The following is a 15,922-nucleotide window of genomic DNA, read 5'->3' as shown; positions in this document are numbered from 1 at the left end:
TTCCATTCCGGAGACCGTTCTTTATCTGTCCGGAACTGTATGGACGTCCCGGGAAGGGTGTCAATGAAAGGATGATGGAACGCCGGTGCGCGTGCGGACGTGCTCACCGGGAAGTGAGAAAGGGGGCACCCCGCTTGTCACTTCGGGACGAACTTCGGGGGTTCAGGAGCCGGAGCGCGAGCAGCGCTCCGGCGAGTTGCAGTGCCGCCGCGGTCAGCAGGCCCGCCGTGTAGCCGTCGGCCAGCGCGGCCGCGGCACCTTCGTCGAGCCGGGCCGCGCGGACCACCGACAGCACGGCCCCGATCAGCGCGACGCCCAGCGCGCTCGACAGTTCACGGGACGCGGTGAGCAGTCCGGAGGCGGTGCCCGCATGCCGTTCGGCGACGATTTCCAGCGCGTACGAGGTCAGCGGGGTGGTCAGGGCCGATCCGGCGCCGATCAGCACCAGTCCGGGAATCCTGGGCGGTATTTCCGGCAGATGGTTGACCGCGGCGAGCGCCAGCAGTCCGGCGGCCACCGTGGTCAGCCCGGCCGCGACCGTCCGATGTGGACCCCAGCGCGGTACCGCCCAGGGCACCAGCGGCGTGGCGGCGACGACCGCGACCGCCACCACGACCAGCGGCAATCCGGCGAGCATCGGCCCGAGGCCGAGGGATTCCTGATGCAGCAACGGCGTGAAGAACAAGACGCCCGAAACCCCCAGCCCCCACAGCAACTGCACGGTGAGCGCGCCGGTGAAGACCCGCGTTCCGGTCAGCGCCTTTGGCACCAGCCGCACGCGCGCGCGTCTTTCCCTGAGCACGAACCAGATCGCGAGGGCCGTCCCCGCCGCACCGAGCACGACGCTCAGCTCCACCACGGCGGCGGTGGTCAGGACCATCGCGGTGGTCACGACCAGCATGGACAGCACAGCGGGCCTCCGCGCCGCCGGATCACGATCGGCGAGGGCGACCTTGCGCACCAATAGCAGCATCGCCGCCACGAACGGGAGGTTGACGAAGAAGACCCAGCCCCAACCCAGATATTCGCTCAGCAGCCCGCCGAGCGTCGGGCCGAGTGCGAGGGCGGCCGCGAGGCAAGCGGTCCAGACCGTCGCTCCCACAGCGCGTCTTCGGGCGTCGAGGTTGGTGCGGAGCAGGCTGAGCAGGGCCGGGACCAGGAACGCCGCCGCCGTGCCTTGCAGCACCCGCGCGGCGATGACGAGCCACGCGGTCGTGGCGAATCCTCCGACGGCCGCGCCGGCACCGAACGCGAGCAGCCCCGCCCGCAGGGTCGCCGCCTGGCCCCAGCGGTCCACCAGCGTCCCCGCCACCGGCAGCAACCCGGCGAACGGGAGCATGTAGCCGATGCTCACCCATTGCAGCGTGGGCAGATCGAGCCCGAGTTCCCGGGCGAGCGAAGGCGCGCCCGCCGCGACGATCGTGTTGTCGAGGGTGGTGACGAAGGCTCCGAGCCCGATCATGAGGAGCGTCGCTCGCATTTCGGCTCCTCGTGAGTGAAGAGGACGGTTCTAACCGTCTTTACCACTCACGAAACGGGACCCCACTCCCCCGTGACAATTCCTCGGACTCGGGTTCACACTCGCGCTACAACCACCCCTGTCGCGAAGCCTGAGCTCCCAGCTGGAACCGGGTCTGCGCGCCCAGCAGTTGCTGCAGGCGGCTGATCCGCCGAAGGACCGTGCGTTCACTGATCCCGAGCTCGCGGGCGATCGCCTCGTCGGTCAGGCCACCGCTCAGCAACGCGAGCAGGCGGCGGGTGGCGACGGTCGGCTCCTGCGTCGCTTCCGCGTCGTCCGGACCACCCGCCCGCACCGGCACCCCCATCCGCCAGAACGATTCGAACAACTCGATCAGCGCGCTCAGCAGCATCGACGGATGGATCAGCAGGGCCAGCACGTCACCGGCGTCGGAGTTCGGGACGGCGATCAGCGCCCGGTTGCTGTCGGCGATCACCAGTTTCAGCGGCAGCCTGGGAAACACCCTGGCCTGCTCCCCGAGCGCGATACTCGACTGCACCTGGGCGAATCCGTCGTCGGTCCGCAGCACGGACGAGTCGTAGACGACGCGGTACGCGATGCCGCGCGCCATCGATCCCGGCTGCACCGTGCTCACTTCGGCCTTCGGGCTCATGTACGACCCCGGGTCCAGCGCGACGATGTCCACGCCCGCCTGCGTCTGCATGGCCTCGAAGGTGGCGATCACCTCGTCCCGGCTCCGCAGCACCTCGACGAAGTCCGCGTCGCGGCCCGTCCGCAAGGAGTAGGCGGCGCCGAGCACCTCGGCCGCTTCCCGCGCGCGGACGGCCGCGGCCTCGTGCTGCGCCGCGAACGCCGACAGCGCCGCACGCGGCGGGCACACCTCGACGCCGGACGCGCCGGCGCGGATCAGGCCGAACCGCTCCAACTCCGCCAGTTCGGCACCGGGTGGGCCAGGACGCCCTTCCAGCAGGGCCCGGTACAGCTGCTCGGCCTCCACCGACAGTCCTCGCGACTCGGCGAGCATGACGCTTCTCCTCCCCCACCCCAGGATCGATCGGCGTGACATCGATGTCACGCCTCACCCTTCTTGAGGAGGAAACCGGCCGGATCGTGCGCCTGGACCGATAACGAAACCGTCACGGATCACGCCGAAGAGGCTCCCGCGAACCGGATCGGTCCGCGGGAGCCTGTGTTCGACGCCGCCGGTGATCAGGCGTTGGCGGGCATGCCCTTCTCGTCCGCTTCCGGCGTGGCGGTGCCTTCGAGCAGCTCACGGACGATCTCGTTCGCCTTGCGCACCTGGGGCGTGATCATCTTGATCTTGATCTTCCCGTCGTGCCCGAGGTTGCCACCGACCTCGACCGTCTTGTCCTCACCCGGCAAGGGCAGACCCTGGCAGCCGGTGAACTTCTTCTTCGGCGTGAGACCGGTCTGGAAGTAGGCGACGATCGGGTCGTCGACGCAGTCGGTGTTGTACGGGAAGATCCCGTGGCTGCCTTCGTTGTCGACGCTGATCATCTTGGCGCCCGGCAGGCCGTTCGCGGTGGCGAGCGCGCCCTCGTACGGCGTGGCCGCGTCGAGTTCGGTCTGCGCGATCAGCAGCTTCGGGAACGTCTTGGCGTCCGGCGCCGGCTTGGCGTTGCTGGTCGGCCAGAACGCGCACAGCGGCGCGCCCGACAGGGCCATGATCGGCGCGATGAACGGCGCGTTCACGGTCAGGTCGGCCTGCCAGTAAGTCCAGTAGTGCAGATTCTGGTTCCACTGGCCGTCCTGGCAGCGGATCGCCTCGAACGCCGCGTCCCAGGTCTCGACCTCGGCACCGCCCTGGTAGGAGGCCTTGCGCTCGACAGAGTCCTTCTTCGCGATGGCCTCGAGCGCGTTGCCCTTGGCCTTGTTCAGGAACGCCTTGTTCGCGTCGGTCAGGCCCGGGGTGGCGAGGGCCTTCGCGACGACCTGCTCCAGCTTCTCCGCGTCGGTCCCGGTGGGCGCCGGTCCCTTCGCCAGCGCGGCCACCATCGAGGCCGCCGACGGATACTGGGTGGTGTCGTACATCGCCGGGATGATGAACCACGCGGCGTAGAGCATGCCCGCGAATTCCCGCGTGCCGCCCGCCTTCTCCCAGTTGCGGCGGATCTCCAGCGGATCGGTGCCCGCCTTGTACTTGGCGTCGTTGCGCGCGACGTAGGGCAGCAGCGCCTCCTGGAACTGACGGTCACGGCTGCGCGGCTGCAGGTCCCAGGTCTTCTCCAGGGTCGGGCGGCTCGCGTCGGTCGAGGAGTCGAGCAGGAACCGGTGCGCCTTGCTCGGGAACGTGGTGGCGTACCAGGTGCCGAGCCACGTGCCGTACGAGTAGCCGATGTAGCTGGTCTTCTTCTCCCCGAGCAGCACCCGGATGAAGTCCATGTCGTACGCGGTCTGCTCGGTGGTGATGAATTTCGTCAGCGGGTTCTTCAGGCAGCCCTCGACCTTCGCCCGGCTGATCACGTTCTGGTCCGTGCTGTCCGGGACGGTGTAGCTACAGGTCAGCGGAGTGCTCTGGCCGACGCCGCGCGGGTCGAAGCCGACGAAGTCGTACTGCGAGGCCAGGACTGGGCTGCGCATCGCCATCGCGGCGCCCCACGGAAGGCCTTCGCCGCCGGGCCCGCCGGGGTTGACCAGCGCGATGCCCTGCCTGCCGGTGCCGGGGTAGGCGGTCGCGGTCTTGGAAACGCGGACGCCGATCGTGTTGCCGTCCTGCGGGTTGTGCCAGTCCCGCGGCACCTGGACGGTGGCACAGGCCAGACCCTTGACCTTCTTCAGTTCCGCTTCCGTCGCCGGCGCGACGGACGGGAACGAGCACTCGCCCCAGGCCACGGCCTGCTTGGTCAGCGCACCGGCGAGCGCGGCGGTGTCCGGCTCGGCCGCCTTGGCCGCGGGAGCCGCACCCGCGGCGGGGGCCAGCACCAGGCCCGAGGCCAGGAACGCACCGGCGACCACGACCACCGTGCGTCTCCGCGTCTTTCTCGTCCTACTGATCACCATGATCCCTTTCGACAGGAGCCCCCCGACGTCCGTACGTGAAGTAAAGACCGGTGATCAGGTTTCCCACACGGCCGAGAGCTGGCGGATACCCGACATGGCGGGATCTCGACACGAACGGTCAACCCGGGGAGCTCCAGCCGTGCCGCCAATATCCGGCGAACGAGATGTCCGCCTTCGCCGCACCTCGCTCGGACACCAGATGGCGGCGCAACGACGTCGCCAGCCGGGACTCGCCCGCGACCCAGGTGTAGAACCGCCCTTGCGGCAACGATGCCCGCTGAACCGCCTCCAGGGCCGGCGTTCCCGGACGAAGTCCCGGGTCGTCCCTGCTGAGCCAGTGGACGCGGACACCGTCGGCCGTGTCGTACCGCCGGATGTCCGCGGCGGTCGGCACTTCCAGGAACACTTGCGCGGTAAGGGATTCCGGGGCGTCGTCGAGGATCGCCAACGCGGCGGGCAGCGCGCTCTCGTCGGCGACGATGAGCTGAGCGCCGACGTCGTCCGATGGCCGGTAGGTGGTGCCCATGTCGAAGATCCCGGCCGGATCGCCCGGTCGCACGCGGCGGACCCATTCGCTCATCGGCGAATTCCCGTGGAGGGCGAACTCGATGTCGACCTCGTCGTCGGCCGGCCTCGCCCGGCGGATGGTGAGCGTGCGCACCCAGGGCCGCACCGATTTGGGCAACAGCATCAGCTCCGGCATCCACGTCTCGTTCGAAAAGGTGGGCATCCGCAGTCCGCGCTGTCCCTCGCGGGGAAAGAACAGCCGTACCGTCTGGTCCGCGCCCGTGACGACGAGATCTTTCAGCCCCGGCCCGCCGAGCGTGACCGACGCGAAGTTCGGACTGAGGCTCACACGCTCCCGGACCTCCAGCGTGATCATCTTGCGCGAGACCGGGGCCTTGAGGCGCGGAATCATCGCGCGCCCTCGGTATTTTTGCAGTTCATGGCACTATTATGAGCTTTTCCTCAGTTCTCGGGTACTCGCTTTTACCTGCCCGCCGGGAGACCTCGGGACCTGCTGCGGGACGCGATCACGGACCGAGCCTGCTCACGTTACGGCTCAGGCCGCGAGGCCTTCGGCGAACCGCCGCGCCGCGTCGAGATCCGCCGTACCGGGCCGGTTCTTGCCGATGCCACCGACGAGCCGGAACGGGAGCCACGTGTCGAAACCGCGGCACGAGAACGTGCCCACCACGTCGAATCCCTTGTGGCCGAGCAGCCGCGCGAGGCGGCGGAGGTAGCGCCGGAACGGCGGTTCGGGAAGCCCGCTCGTGGTGAACACGAACGCCTTGCGCCGCTGCTCCCCCGGCAACGCCTCAACGAACCGGAGCAGGCGCGGATGAAAGTCCATGCCGAAGATCCCCGAGCCGAATCCCACCAGGTCGCAGGAATCGAGGTCGGCGGGCTCGATTTCCTCGGGGCCGACGACGCGGGCGCCGAGTACTTCCGCCATGACTTCGGCGACCCTCGCCGTGTTGCCGTGCGACACCGAAACGCACACGATGACGACCTTCATGCCGATCCTCCACTTCGCCGGTCCTTTCCCCCAAGAACCAGGCAGCGGCGGAGAACGTGACATCACCCCTCGCGCAGGTGATCCCTCAGCTCCCGCGCCACGCGGGCCATCAGCACCTCGGCCTCCGGCTGGATCGCCGCGGGCACCTGGGATTCGGTCAGCGCGGCGATCGCGAACATCCCGCCGTCGGCGTGCTCGACCACCCCGACCTCGTGCCGCAGGTTCAGCACTGTGCCCGTCTTCGACGACCATTTCGTGGCGTCGGAGACGAAATCCGGGCTCAGCCGTTGACGCAACAGGTTGAGCCCCATGAGCTCGCGCACCCGCGCCGCCACCTGTTCGTCCACTTTGGACGGCTTCCACAGCGCTTCGAGCAGGTTCACGAACGCGCGGGCCGAACCGGAGCTCGCGCGCGTGACGTCGAGCTGCGGGACGGGATGGCCTCGCCCCGACGTACCCGCGTTGATCGCGAGCGCGTGCGCGAGGTGGACGTCGGCGGGGTCGAAGCGTTCGGCCGGCGTGTCGCTGAGATCCGCGGCCGGATGCCGAGCGGTGATCCCGGTGATCCCCCAGTCTCGCGTCATCCTGGTGACCTCGGCGGGCGGCGTCAGCGCGAACAGCGCGTCCGCGGCGGTCTCGTCGCTGATGGCCATGGTCAGGTAGAGCAGGTCGTCGATCGCCACCCTGGCCGGATGCCGGAACCGCGTCAGCCCGGTCGGCCCCGGCGTGGTGGCCCGCCCCGGTTCGACGTCGAGCGCCGCCGAACCGTCCAGCTCGCCCCGCCGGATCCGTTCCAGGGTCGCCGCGGCGAGCGGGATCTTCACCAGTGAAGCACTCGGGAACTCGAGGTCGGGGTCGATGCCGGCCTCGAAACCGGTCCGCAGATCACGCACGAGGAACGAACCGCGCAGGCCTCCGTCGGCCAAGTCGGCGCGTAGCCGCAGGAGCAGCGTTTCCGTGTTCACGTCGTCTCCTCCGCGCCGAGACATCGGGCGATGTCCGGCCCCAATCGTGCCCGGAGGCGCTGCGCGTCCTCACCGGGCCCCGTCGTGATCTCGAACCCGCGCACGAGCCGGATCTCGCCGATGGTCCGCCAGTTCAGGCCGAGCTCGCCGGCCTGCGCCGCCGAACACAGCAGCAGATCGTCCGAACCGAACACGGCCGCCGCGGCCGCGGTGAGCGAATCGGCGACGGACACCTGCGCGGGCCGCAGCCCCACCGCGTCGCGGATCCGGAAGAGACGGTCGCGCAGATGCGGCACGTCGTCCTCCGGCTGGATCCAGACCCGCCGAGGCGAACCACCCGACCGGCCGACCCGCAGCGTTTCCAGATGGAGGACGTCCGCGCGCGGCCTGCCGCCACCCGCCAGCCCGAGCGGCACCTTCCAGCTGCCCTCTTCGCCGGGAACGGCGGTGAGCGCGGCGCGGACCTCCTGCGTGCGCACGAGTTCCGCCCGTTCCCTCGGCGGCGCCTGCCGGAACTCCAGGAAGACGTCCAGCTCCCGCGCCGCCGCGTCGAGTTCGGCGAGTTCGCGGACGGTGCAGGTTTCCGGCATCGCCAGCCGCATCGGCCGCAGCCTGGCGCGCCGCGCGTCGTGCTCCAGGGTGTCGGCCAAGGCCACCAGCCGTTTCGCCGACGGCAGCATGTCCCGCCCGAACGGGGTGAGCACGGCGCGCCGGGTGGAGCGGTCGAACAGCCGCTCGCCGAAATGCCGTTCCAGCGCGGCGATCCGGCGGCTCGCCACCGGCTGCGGGATACGCGCGAGCGCGGCTCCGGCGGTGAACGTCCCGGCCTCGCTCACGCTCACGAACGCCCGGCAACTCCCGATCAGGTCCACGACCACATACTATGCGCGTTTCGCATGAAAGACGTCATTCATGTCTTGGACAGCATGATCAGAGCTGGACAGACTGCGAGCATGTCAGTCACTTCTCGCCGTTGGGCCGCGCTACTGGCGCTCTCGGCCGTATCACTCGCCGCGTGTTCCGCACCTGCCCCCGCGCCACCTCCCGCCGCCGCTTCGCCGGTCGCGGCGTCCGAGCGCGCCGACTTCGAACAGCTCGAACGTGCCTTCGGCGCCCGGCTCGGGGTGTACGCGGTGGACACCGCGACGGGCCGCGAGGTCGCCTTCCGCGCCGACGAACGCTTCGCCTACGCCTCGACGCACAAGGTGTTCAGCGCCGGCGGTGTCCTGCAGCGGACGCCGGTCGCCGAACTGGACCGCACGGTGACCTACGGGCAGCAGGATCTGGTCACCAATTCGCCGGTCACGGAGAAGCACGTGGCGACGGGCCTGCCGCTGCGCGCCGTCATGGACGCGACCCTTCGCTACAGCGACAACACCGGCGGGAACCTGCTCTTCCGAGAACTCGGCGGCCCCGAAGGACTCAACGCGGTGTTCCGCGGGATCGGCGACACCACGAGCCACGCCGACCGGATCGAACCCGAACTCAACGACACCTTCCCCGGTGACCTCCGGGACACCAGCACACCCCGCGCCCTCGCCGTGAGCCTGCGCGCCTTCGCGCTCGGCGACGCCCTCCCCGAGGACAAGCGCAAGATCCTCGTCGACATGATGCGCGCCAACACCACCGGCGACCAGAACATCCGCGCCGGCGTGCCCGGCTGGGCGGTCGCCGACAAGACCGGGACGGCGGCTTACGGCACCCGCAACGACATCGGGGTCGTGTGGCCGCCGAACCGCGCGCCGATCGTCGTCTCGGTGCTCACCGACCGGCCGGAGAAAGACGCCAAGATCGACAACAAGCTCCTCGCCGACGCCACCGCGGCCGCGATCAAGGCCCTCCCCTGACCGGTCCCGCCGGGACGGACGAGGATCCGTCCGTCCCGGCGGGGTTCAGCGGCTCAGCGACGGCAGGGGTTGCCCGCCGGATGCGCCGAGGTTCCGTGCACGTCGGCCTGGGACTCCGCGAGCACGATCTTCGCGAGCGCGGTGTCCAGCGCGACGGCCTGCTGCTTCACGACGCCGTTCGCCACGGTCTGGCCGTTGAGCTTCAGCGAACCGATGACCAGCGGAATGGTCAGCGGCGCCGAGCCCACCGTGATCGACTCACCGTTGATCTTCAGCGAAGCGACGTTCGAACTGCCCGCCAGCACCGGCGCGAGCCCGCCCGCCGACGGCTGGCAGGTCGCGGTCGCCTGCGACTGGATCACGCCGAGCTCGATGGTCAGCCCGAGCGTGCTGATCACCGTCTTGTCGATCTTGGCCGACGCCAGCGCGCGATCGCCCGCGGCCGGAGCCGCCGACTGGTCGTCCGGCGTCAGATCGGTCGACGCGGTCAGCACCTTGGTGTCCACCTTGATCAGACCGGCGTTGAGCGTCGCGGCGGCGACGGTGCTGCTGTCGTCGGCACACGGCAGGTTCGCCGGGTTGGCGCGCGCCGCGGTCACACCGAGGACGTTCGCCGCGGTACCCGTGCAGGAGAAGACGCCGTCACGGTCGTCGTCGACGATCGTGCCGACTCCGGTCGCGTCGAGGAGACCGGCGCCCGACGGGGCCGAGAGGTTCACCGTGAAGGTCTCGTTCGGCTCGTCGACCGTGTCCGGGTTGACCAGGACGGTCACCGGTTTGGCCGTCTGCCCGGGGGCGAACGTGACCGTCCCGCTCGCCGCCGCGTAGTCGGCGGGCGCGGTGGCGGTCCCGTTGGCGGTCGCGTACTGGACCGTCACCGGATTCGGGCTGGGGCCGCCGAGCAGCGACACCGTGAACGTCGCCGGGACCTGCGCGCCCCCGGAACCCTCGTCGACCGTCACGTCGTTGATGCTCAAGCCGAGCACGCGCACCGTGGTGGTCTCGATGTACCCGCGGGAGACGCCGTCGACCTGGTAGTCGACGACGCACTGGTAGGTGCCGGGAGCGGCGCCGTCCGCGGCCTTGATCGTCTCGGTGAACGTGGCGACCTCGCCGCTGGTCACCTTGATGCTGCCGGGATCGTTGGTGACGGTGAGCTGCGGGTCGCAGCTGGTCACCTTCGGCGTCACCGTGACCTCGATGGATTTGATCCCGTCCAAAATGGCCTGCGAGACCTGCCCGGCCGGGACGTTGTTCAGCAGGACACCGCCCGTCGCCGAAGTGATGGCGGAGGCCTGCCCCGTGGCGTCGAGGCCGCCGACGTTGACCGCGACCACCCGGATCTTCGCCGCCTGCAACGCCGCGATGGTCTGGGCCAGCGTGTGCCCGCCGCTCGGATCGTGCGACGGCGCGTCGCCGAACCACGCGATGATGCGGGTGCCGTCCGGCCGGAACGCGACCGCGCCGGTGGCCAGCTGGTAAAGCGCGTTGAGGTTGGCCTCCGGCGTGTCCCCGCCGCCCGCGGCCGCCCACTGGTCGATCCCCGCCTGGACGGCGGTCGTGTCCCCGGTGATGCCCTGGTTGACCTTGAACGGCACCGAGTCGGTGAAGTCCTTGTACTCGGCGACGCCGAACTGCGCGGTCGGCTGCGCGGCGAGCACGTCACCGGTGATGGCGCTGGCGTTCGACCGCACGTTGCCGATCGGCCCGCCCATGCTGCCCGTGGTGTCGGCGAGCAGGACGAGGTCGGGGTTCGGCGGCACGGCCGAGGTCGTCACGTTCTTGGTCACGGTCGTGCTCTGCCCCGCGTTGAGGGTGAGATCGACCGTGGCCGGGTCGACTCCCGGCGGGGCCGCGGCGGCGACCGCGGTGGAGGCGAACATCGCCGTGACCGCGGCCAAGACGACGAGCAGTGGTCTTCGTGACATGGACTTCCCTTTCGAGACTCGGCCGGAGCCGGAATTCCTGTGGGCTTCCTCGGAAAGACGGAATATTTCGATTTTCGTTAGCGTGAGAGCCGGGCTTCACCCGGAGCGCCCTGTGTCAAGCCGCCCAACGGGCTGTTACCGCGAATCCGGACTACTCGGACCAGGTCCGCATTGCACCGTCCAGCCGAAGGACCTTCGACATCTCTCACTCTTCAGCGTGAGAGATGTCGAAGTTTCCTGCTTTTCCGTGATCACCTCGGCCGGGCGGAATCCGTATTCACGCGGCGAACAGTCACCGAATGTCGCAACGTAACGCGCCGATCGATACCGCGGCGAGACATCGGGTCCGTCAGTAGACGCACTGGATGATCGCGTCGTCCAAGCGGATGTACTTCGCCGGCCCGCCGTTGTTGCCGTAGATCGGCTGCAGATAGACGGTAGCCACGCCGTTGAGATTCAGATTAGGGAGCGTGATGAGCTGATAGCCCGCCCAGTCGTCGATCCATTTCACCGTGTGGGAGATTTTCCGCCAGCCGTTGGGGTCCCAGATCTCGAGGCCGATGTTCGCTCCGCCACCGACCGGGTCGGCATAGATCGCAGCGGCGCAATTCGACCGATTCGACGGGAAACTGCTCAGCGACTTCGCCGTCCGCATCGCCGACCAGCCGTTGTCCGCGAAGAGCCAGCCGTTGTTGTTGCCGGTCCGGGCCACTCCCATGCCGATATCGAACCAGGAATGCCCGTCACCGCCCTGGATTCCCCGTTCCCATACACCGAACGGGTTCGATTCGTAACCGTCGGACCATTGCACGATCCCGGCCTGCGCCGTTCCCGCGAGCCCCAGGAGTGCCGCCGAAAACACCGACAAGACGGCCAATATCTTCTTGACCACGAGAGTTCCCCCCTCTTCGTGCGGAATGAACTCCGCCAGGGGACCAGAGTCCGCGACGCGCGCACAACGTACCTTCGCGCGCACATTCGACCGCCTCGAAGTGCTAGGCGAGATCCACGGGCCGCGTCCGCAGCTTGGCGGCGATCCGGGCCAGCGCCTGCTGATCCTCCGAGGTCAACGGGTCGAGGACGAGCTCCCGTACCGAACGGACGTGCGTGGGCGCGGCCGCGACGACCACGTCGTAGCCGTCGTCGGTGAGCACGGCGAGCGTGTACCGGCCGTCGCCGGGGTCCGGCGTCCGCTCCACCCAGCCGCGTTGCTCGAAGCGTTTGACCACATTGGACAGACGGGAGAGCGATCCGTTGGCGAGGTACGCCAGTTCACTCATCCGCAGCCGCCGCTCCGGGGCCTCCGAAATATGACTGAGGGTCAAGTACTCGAACAGCGTCAACCCGGCGTCGTGCTGCAACGGCGCCTCGAGCCGCCCCGGCAGCAGGAGGACCAGGGAGACCAGCCCGGTCCAGGCCTCCTTTTCGGCAGGGGTCAGCCACAGCGCTTCGTCCGGGTCCAGGGTGGCCATGGCGGAACCTTACCCAGAACGGCGTGACTTCACACGTGAAGTGAAATCGTGCTAGCTTGACTTCAAGCATGAAGTCAACGAGAGGATCCACCATGACCCAGCCGGAGTTCTTCGCCACGCCTGGCTACGGCGACCGGCAACTGGCCGAAATGCGCTACAGCCAGGCGGTGCGCGTCGGCGATCGCGTCGAGATCTCGGGGCAGGGAGGCTGGGACGACGACTTGACCTTCCCGGAGTCACTGGAAGAGGAGATCGTCAAGGCCTTCGAGAACGTCGCCCGCACCCTCGCCACCGCGGGCGCCACTTGGCGCGACGTCGTCTCGGTCGACTCCTACCACGTCCCGGAGGCCCCCGGCTTCATCGGCGAGACCCACAACCGCGTGATGGTGGCGCAGTTCCGCGAGCACATGGGCGACCGGGCGCCGATCTGGACCGAGATCGGCGTCGCCGCCCTCGGCGCGCCGACGATGCGGGTCGAGATCAGGGTCACCGCGATCGCCGGGAACGCCCGCGTGTGAACCCGGCGCTCCTTGGGTACTCCATGGCTGCGCCCATGCTCTTGGCCCAGCTGGGAAACCCGCTAAGGAGAACGCGTGGGTATCACGAGAACACGACAGACGTACGAATTCCCCACCGGCATCGCCCCGCCATTGGGAGAGGTCCGGGCCTGGCTGCGCGAGCGGCTGAGCGAGGTCGGGCGCACCACCATCGCGGACACCGAACTGCTGACCACGGAACTGGTCACCAACGCGCACGAACACGCGGACGGCGTCGCCGAGCTCAGAGTCTCCGTCCCCTCGGGACGGGATGTCGTCCGCGTCGAGGTCGACGACCGTCGCCCGCGGCTGTGGCCGCACCGGGTGATCAAAAGCGACCCCACGAGTCCGCATGGACGGGGGCTGGCGCTGGTCGAATCGATCAGCACCGAATGGGGCGTGGACACCGGCGCGGGATTCAAGACGGTGTGGGCGGAGATCCCGGTGCTCTGAACTACTTCGACTCGACCCGGCCCAGCGGATCCGGCGCCGCCGCCAGTTCCTCGCAAGCCGCCTGCCACGCGGTGTCACCCGGGTAAAGCTCGGAGCGCAGATAGGCCCAGGTGAGGCGCCCCACCGCGGCCACCCGATCCGGGTTCTCGTCCGTCGTCTCGGCGACGTCGTAGCCGGACACCCCGCCGAGCCCGTGCTCGGCGCCGAACAGGGTCAGCAGCGTTTTCCGGCCTGGCGAAAGGAAGTACGGGTCGGCATGCCATTCCGGGCCCCGGACCGTCAGATGACCGGAGTCGTCCTTGTCCCCGGCGACCACGAGCGCGGGAGTCGTCATCGCGGAGAAGTCGGTGCTGAGAAAGAAGGGATAGTTCTCGGCCACGAATCCGGTGACCGCGTCGCCGCCGCGGCCGGGCGCGGCGAGCAGGACACCGGCCGAGATCCGCGGCTCGGCGAGGCGCACTTCGTCGCCACTGTGGGGATCGGTGTATCGCGCGCCCAGCAGAAGGCTCGCGGTGTGCCCGCCCATCGAATGCCCGGCCACCGCGACCCTCCCCCGGTCCAGCCTGCCGCGCAGCAGCGGGACGGCGTCCTCGATCTCGTCGAGCCGGTCGAGGATCCGGATCATGTCCTCGGCCCTGGACCGTTGGTACAGCGGCGCTTCCGGATCGCCGGGTGGCAGGTTCAGCGACCGTGAGCTCAGATGGGTCGGCTGGACGACGGCGAATCCGTGCGCCGCCCAGTGATTCACGAGCGGGGCGTAGCCGTGCAACGACGAGAGATGGTTCGAAGGCCCCTGGCCGTGCGACAGCAGGATGATCGGCAGTTCATTCCCGGTCGCCGGCACGGAGATCCGCAGCCGCAGGTCCACGGCCCGGTCCGGCGTGGACAGCTCCACCGGGGCGATCGAGATCACTGGCGTGCTCATGTGAACTTCCTTCGCGAGTTAAGCGGAACACTGTTCCATAAACATACGGAGCAGTGTTCCGCTTTGTCAAACGCTCCTCGCCCGGTCCGCGAGAGCGCGCGCGAGCGAGGCCACCTCGGCCGAAAGCCCGGTCCAGTCATCGAAAGCCGTGCCGAGATACCCCGCCCGCGCGCATTCCAGCAGCACACCGCCGTCGACCATCACCGCCGCGGTGTCCTTCGAGACGATCCGTCCCGTTTCGACGGTCACGACGATGCGCGCGAGCGTGAGCAGGACGTTGCGTTCATCGCCCTCGATCTCGGACAACAGGCCGGGGATGACGCCGAGTGCCGCCTCACGAAGCTGATCCGGCGGCACTGGATCGACGACCTCCGCGAGCGCGGCACCGCGAAGAACTCGGTGCGCCGCATGGGCCGTGGCCGCGAGGATCACGACATCGGGATCCTCGGCAGGCATGGGAAGACGGCCCTCGACGAACTCTTCCCGAAGCCATTCCCCGTATTGGAAATCCCGGCGAGCCGGTTCACCCCCGGCCACGATCACGGTCAGTTCGATCGGACGCCGGTCCGCCGCGTCGGGAAAGCGGTCGGCGTGGCCACACCAGCCCGAAAGCCGCAACAGCAGCGACACCAGAGCGGCGCGTTCCTCTTCATCGAGCGATCGGCGGGTGACCAGCAGAAGATCGACGTCGCTGTCCGGTTTGAGCCCGCCCGCCGCGGCGGAACCGTAGAGGTACAACCCGAGGACGCCGCCGGGATCCTCACGGTCGAGATGATCCAGCAGGGGCTTGATGCGCATGCCTCTACGATCACCCGCTACGCAAGGTATTTCCGCGCCCAGTCGTCGAAGCCGGTGAGCGGGATGCCGAGGTCCCGGGCGAATTCCGGGCGCCCCGGCTGACCGATCACGTTCAGCCATTCGTGCGAAGCGCCCATCGGCGGCATCCCGGCGGCGACCGCCTGCTCGACGGTCATATCCGGAGCCGTCAGCTTCGTCCCCAGCGCACCGGACAGGACTTCGGCGATCTCGGTCATGGTCAGGAAGTCGCTCGCGAGCTCGAGTTCGACCCCGGTGAACCGGTCCGGTTCGGCGATGGCCGCCGCGGCGGCGGTGCCGATGTCGTCGACAGCGGCCAGCGAAAGGGACGTCGAGGGCTTGATGACGCTCACCAGGCCGCCGTCCACCCCGCGCGGGAACAGGAACTTCATGTCGGGCAGGAAGTTCTCCATGAAGAAACCCGGCTTGAGCAGTGTCCACCGTGGAAAGTCCGCCTCGCGGAGGCGATCCTGGATCGCCGCCTTGGCGCCCAGCGTCGGCTCCATCGATGCCCAGCGGCCTTCGGCCCATCCGTCCGCCTCGACGTGCTGACCGGCTCCCGAGACGGAGGTGTGCACGAACTGCGGCACGCCCGCCGCCTTCGCACCTTCGATGAGGTTGAAGCCTTGCGTGACCTCCCCCGCGAAGTCGAATCCGTCTTCGTTCATTCCGGGCATCTGCACCGAGAAAACGGCGCGGGCCCCCTGGGCCGCGCGGATCACGGACTCGATGTCGTGGAGATCGCCGACGACGAGTTCGGCACCGAGCGCTTCGACGGCTTTCGCCCTGGCCGGATCGCGGACGAGGGCGCGGACGGGAACGCCGGCCGCGAGCAGGGCACGGGCGGTCGCACCGCCCTGCCTGCCGGTGGCGCCGGTGACCAGAACGGGTGCTGCGGACATGGTGGCTCCTTCGCTCGACTAAGTGGCGGGGCCCGCCACTTATCGTCCGCTACAATAT

The 15,922-nt window shown here is 68.9% G+C and carries 16 protein-coding genes; 3 read left to right on the top strand and 13 right to left on the bottom strand.

The window, feature by feature from the left end; genetic code table 11:
• Positions 1–103: 103 nt before the first annotated feature.
• From ED92_RS11145 to ED92_RS11115, 7 genes are all read right to left on the bottom strand, one after another.
• The gene (locus ED92_RS11145; protein WP_037336655.1) at positions 104–1,480 is read right to left on the bottom strand and encodes an MFS transporter; all 1,377 of its coding nucleotides are present in this window, start codon (positions 1,478–1,480) and stop codon (positions 104–106) included.
• A gap of 106 nt (positions 1,481–1,586) precedes the next feature.
• The gene (locus ED92_RS11140) at positions 1,587–2,504 is read right to left on the bottom strand and encodes a helix-turn-helix transcriptional regulator (protein WP_037336653.1); all 918 of its coding nucleotides are present in this window, start codon (positions 2,502–2,504) and stop codon (positions 1,587–1,589) included.
• Between the two features lie 185 nt (positions 2,505–2,689).
• Positions 2,690–4,462, bottom strand: coding sequence for an alpha/beta hydrolase (locus tag ED92_RS11135; RefSeq protein WP_037336651.1), 1,773 nt, complete (start codon positions 4,460–4,462; stop codon positions 2,690–2,692).
• A gap of 157 nt (positions 4,463–4,619) precedes the next feature.
• On the bottom strand, positions 4,620–5,420 hold the full coding sequence (locus ED92_RS11130; RefSeq protein WP_037336649.1) for a siderophore-interacting protein: 801 nt from the start codon (positions 5,418–5,420) through the stop codon (positions 4,620–4,622).
• Positions 5,421–5,564: 144 nt separating this feature from the next.
• Positions 5,565–6,020 (bottom strand): flavodoxin family protein, encoded by a 456-nt coding sequence (locus ED92_RS11125; protein ID WP_037336647.1) that lies wholly within the window; start codon positions 6,018–6,020, stop codon positions 5,565–5,567.
• A 62-nt stretch (positions 6,021–6,082) separates the two neighbouring features.
• Positions 6,083–6,985: a serine hydrolase gene (locus ED92_RS11120; protein WP_037336645.1), complete on the bottom strand. Its 903-nt coding sequence runs from the start codon at positions 6,983–6,985 to the stop codon at positions 6,083–6,085.
• A complete protein-coding gene (locus ED92_RS11115) occupies positions 6,982–7,863 on the bottom strand; it encodes a LysR family transcriptional regulator (protein ID WP_037336644.1) in 882 nt (293 codons plus the stop codon). Before ED92_RS11115 ends, ED92_RS11120 begins: the two co-directional genes overlap by 4 nt.
• A 75-nt stretch (positions 7,864–7,938) precedes the next feature.
• Here ED92_RS11115 and bla point away from each other — a divergent pair, with 75 nt between their 5' ends.
• Positions 7,939–8,832 carry a class A beta-lactamase gene (bla, locus tag ED92_RS11110; RefSeq protein ID WP_037336642.1) on the top strand — a complete coding sequence of 298 codons (894 nt, stop codon included), beginning with the start codon at positions 7,939–7,941 and terminating at the stop codon, positions 8,830–8,832.
• 53 nt (positions 8,833–8,885) lie between these two features.
• Here the strand turns inward: bla and ED92_RS11105 are convergent, their stop codons facing one another.
• The 3 genes from ED92_RS11105 to ED92_RS11095 all read right to left on the bottom strand — a co-directional run bounded on the left by ED92_RS11105 (position 8,886) and on the right by ED92_RS11095 (position 12,232).
• On the bottom strand, positions 8,886–10,760 hold the full coding sequence (locus ED92_RS11105; protein ID WP_037336641.1) for a Calx-beta domain-containing protein: 1,875 nt from the start codon (positions 10,758–10,760) through the stop codon (positions 8,886–8,888).
• Between the two features lie 349 nt (positions 10,761–11,109).
• Positions 11,110–11,736: a hypothetical protein gene (locus tag ED92_RS11100; protein ID WP_152610913.1), complete on the bottom strand. Its 627-nt coding sequence runs from the start codon at positions 11,734–11,736 to the stop codon at positions 11,110–11,112.
• A 19-nt stretch (positions 11,737–11,755) separates the two neighbouring features.
• Positions 11,756–12,232 (bottom strand): MarR family winged helix-turn-helix transcriptional regulator, encoded by a 477-nt coding sequence (locus ED92_RS11095; protein WP_037336639.1) that lies wholly within the window; start codon positions 12,230–12,232, stop codon positions 11,756–11,758.
• Between the two features lie 92 nt (positions 12,233–12,324).
• Here ED92_RS11095 and ED92_RS11090 point away from each other — a divergent pair, with 92 nt between their 5' ends.
• A complete protein-coding gene (locus ED92_RS11090; protein ID WP_152610912.1) occupies positions 12,325–12,750 on the top strand; it encodes a Rid family hydrolase in 426 nt (141 codons plus the stop codon).
• A gap of 75 nt (positions 12,751–12,825) precedes the next feature.
• Positions 12,826–13,221, top strand: coding sequence for an ATP-binding protein (locus tag ED92_RS11085; RefSeq protein ID WP_037336637.1), 396 nt, complete (start codon positions 12,826–12,828; stop codon positions 13,219–13,221).
• A 1-nt stretch (position 13,222) separates the two neighbouring features.
• On the opposite strand, the gene ED92_RS11080 is transcribed toward ED92_RS11085, so the two are convergent.
• The 3 genes from ED92_RS11080 to ED92_RS11070 all read right to left on the bottom strand — a co-directional run bounded on the left by ED92_RS11080 (position 13,223) and on the right by ED92_RS11070 (position 15,864).
• A complete protein-coding gene (locus tag ED92_RS11080; RefSeq protein WP_037336636.1) occupies positions 13,223–14,146 on the bottom strand; it encodes a chlorophyllase in 924 nt (307 codons plus the stop codon).
• Between the two features lie 66 nt (positions 14,147–14,212).
• Positions 14,213–14,944 carry an aminoglycoside adenylyltransferase domain-containing protein gene (locus tag ED92_RS11075; RefSeq protein WP_052120472.1) on the bottom strand — a complete coding sequence of 244 codons (732 nt, stop codon included), beginning with the start codon at positions 14,942–14,944 and terminating at the stop codon, positions 14,213–14,215.
• A 17-nt stretch (positions 14,945–14,961) separates the two neighbouring features.
• Positions 14,962–15,864 (bottom strand): NmrA family NAD(P)-binding protein, encoded by a 903-nt coding sequence (locus tag ED92_RS11070; RefSeq protein ID WP_037336634.1) that lies wholly within the window; start codon positions 15,862–15,864, stop codon positions 14,962–14,964.
• Positions 15,865–15,922: the final 58 nt, after the last annotated feature.

The organism is Amycolatopsis sp. MJM2582 (assembly GCF_000754115.1).
GTDB classification, from domain to species: domain Bacteria; phylum Actinomycetota; class Actinomycetes; order Mycobacteriales; family Pseudonocardiaceae; genus Amycolatopsis; species Amycolatopsis japonica.
This window is presented reverse-complemented; position numbering and strand designations above follow the sequence as displayed.

Coding starts and splice junctions, on each gene's coding strand:
- bla (WP_037336642.1), top strand. CDS start 7,939: ATGTCAGTCACTTCTCGCCGTTGGGCCGCGCTACTGGCGCTCTCGGCC.
- ED92_RS11145 (WP_037336655.1), bottom strand. CDS start 1,480: ATGCGAGCGACGCTCCTCATGATCGGGCTCGGAGCCTTCGTCACCACC.
- ED92_RS11125 (WP_037336647.1), bottom strand. CDS start 6,020: ATGAAGGTCGTCATCGTGTGCGTTTCGGTGTCGCACGGCAACACGGCG.
- ED92_RS11070 (WP_037336634.1), bottom strand. CDS start 15,864: ATGTCCGCAGCACCCGTTCTGGTCACCGGCGCCACCGGCAGGCAGGGC.
- ED92_RS11140 (WP_037336653.1), bottom strand. CDS start 2,504: ATGCTCGCCGAGTCGCGAGGACTGTCGGTGGAGGCCGAGCAGCTGTAC.
- ED92_RS11095 (WP_037336639.1), bottom strand. CDS start 12,232: ATGGCCACCCTGGACCCGGACGAAGCGCTGTGGCTGACCCCTGCCGAA.
- ED92_RS11105 (WP_037336641.1), bottom strand. CDS start 10,760: ATGTCACGAAGACCACTGCTCGTCGTCTTGGCCGCGGTCACGGCGATG.
- ED92_RS11130 (WP_037336649.1), bottom strand. CDS start 5,420: ATGATTCCGCGCCTCAAGGCCCCGGTCTCGCGCAAGATGATCACGCTG.
- ED92_RS11075 (WP_052120472.1), bottom strand. CDS start 14,944: ATGCGCATCAAGCCCCTGCTGGATCATCTCGACCGTGAGGATCCCGGC.
- ED92_RS11080 (WP_037336636.1), bottom strand. CDS start 14,146: ATGAGCACGCCAGTGATCTCGATCGCCCCGGTGGAGCTGTCCACGCCG.
- ED92_RS11090 (WP_152610912.1), top strand. CDS start 12,325: ATGACCCAGCCGGAGTTCTTCGCCACGCCTGGCTACGGCGACCGGCAA.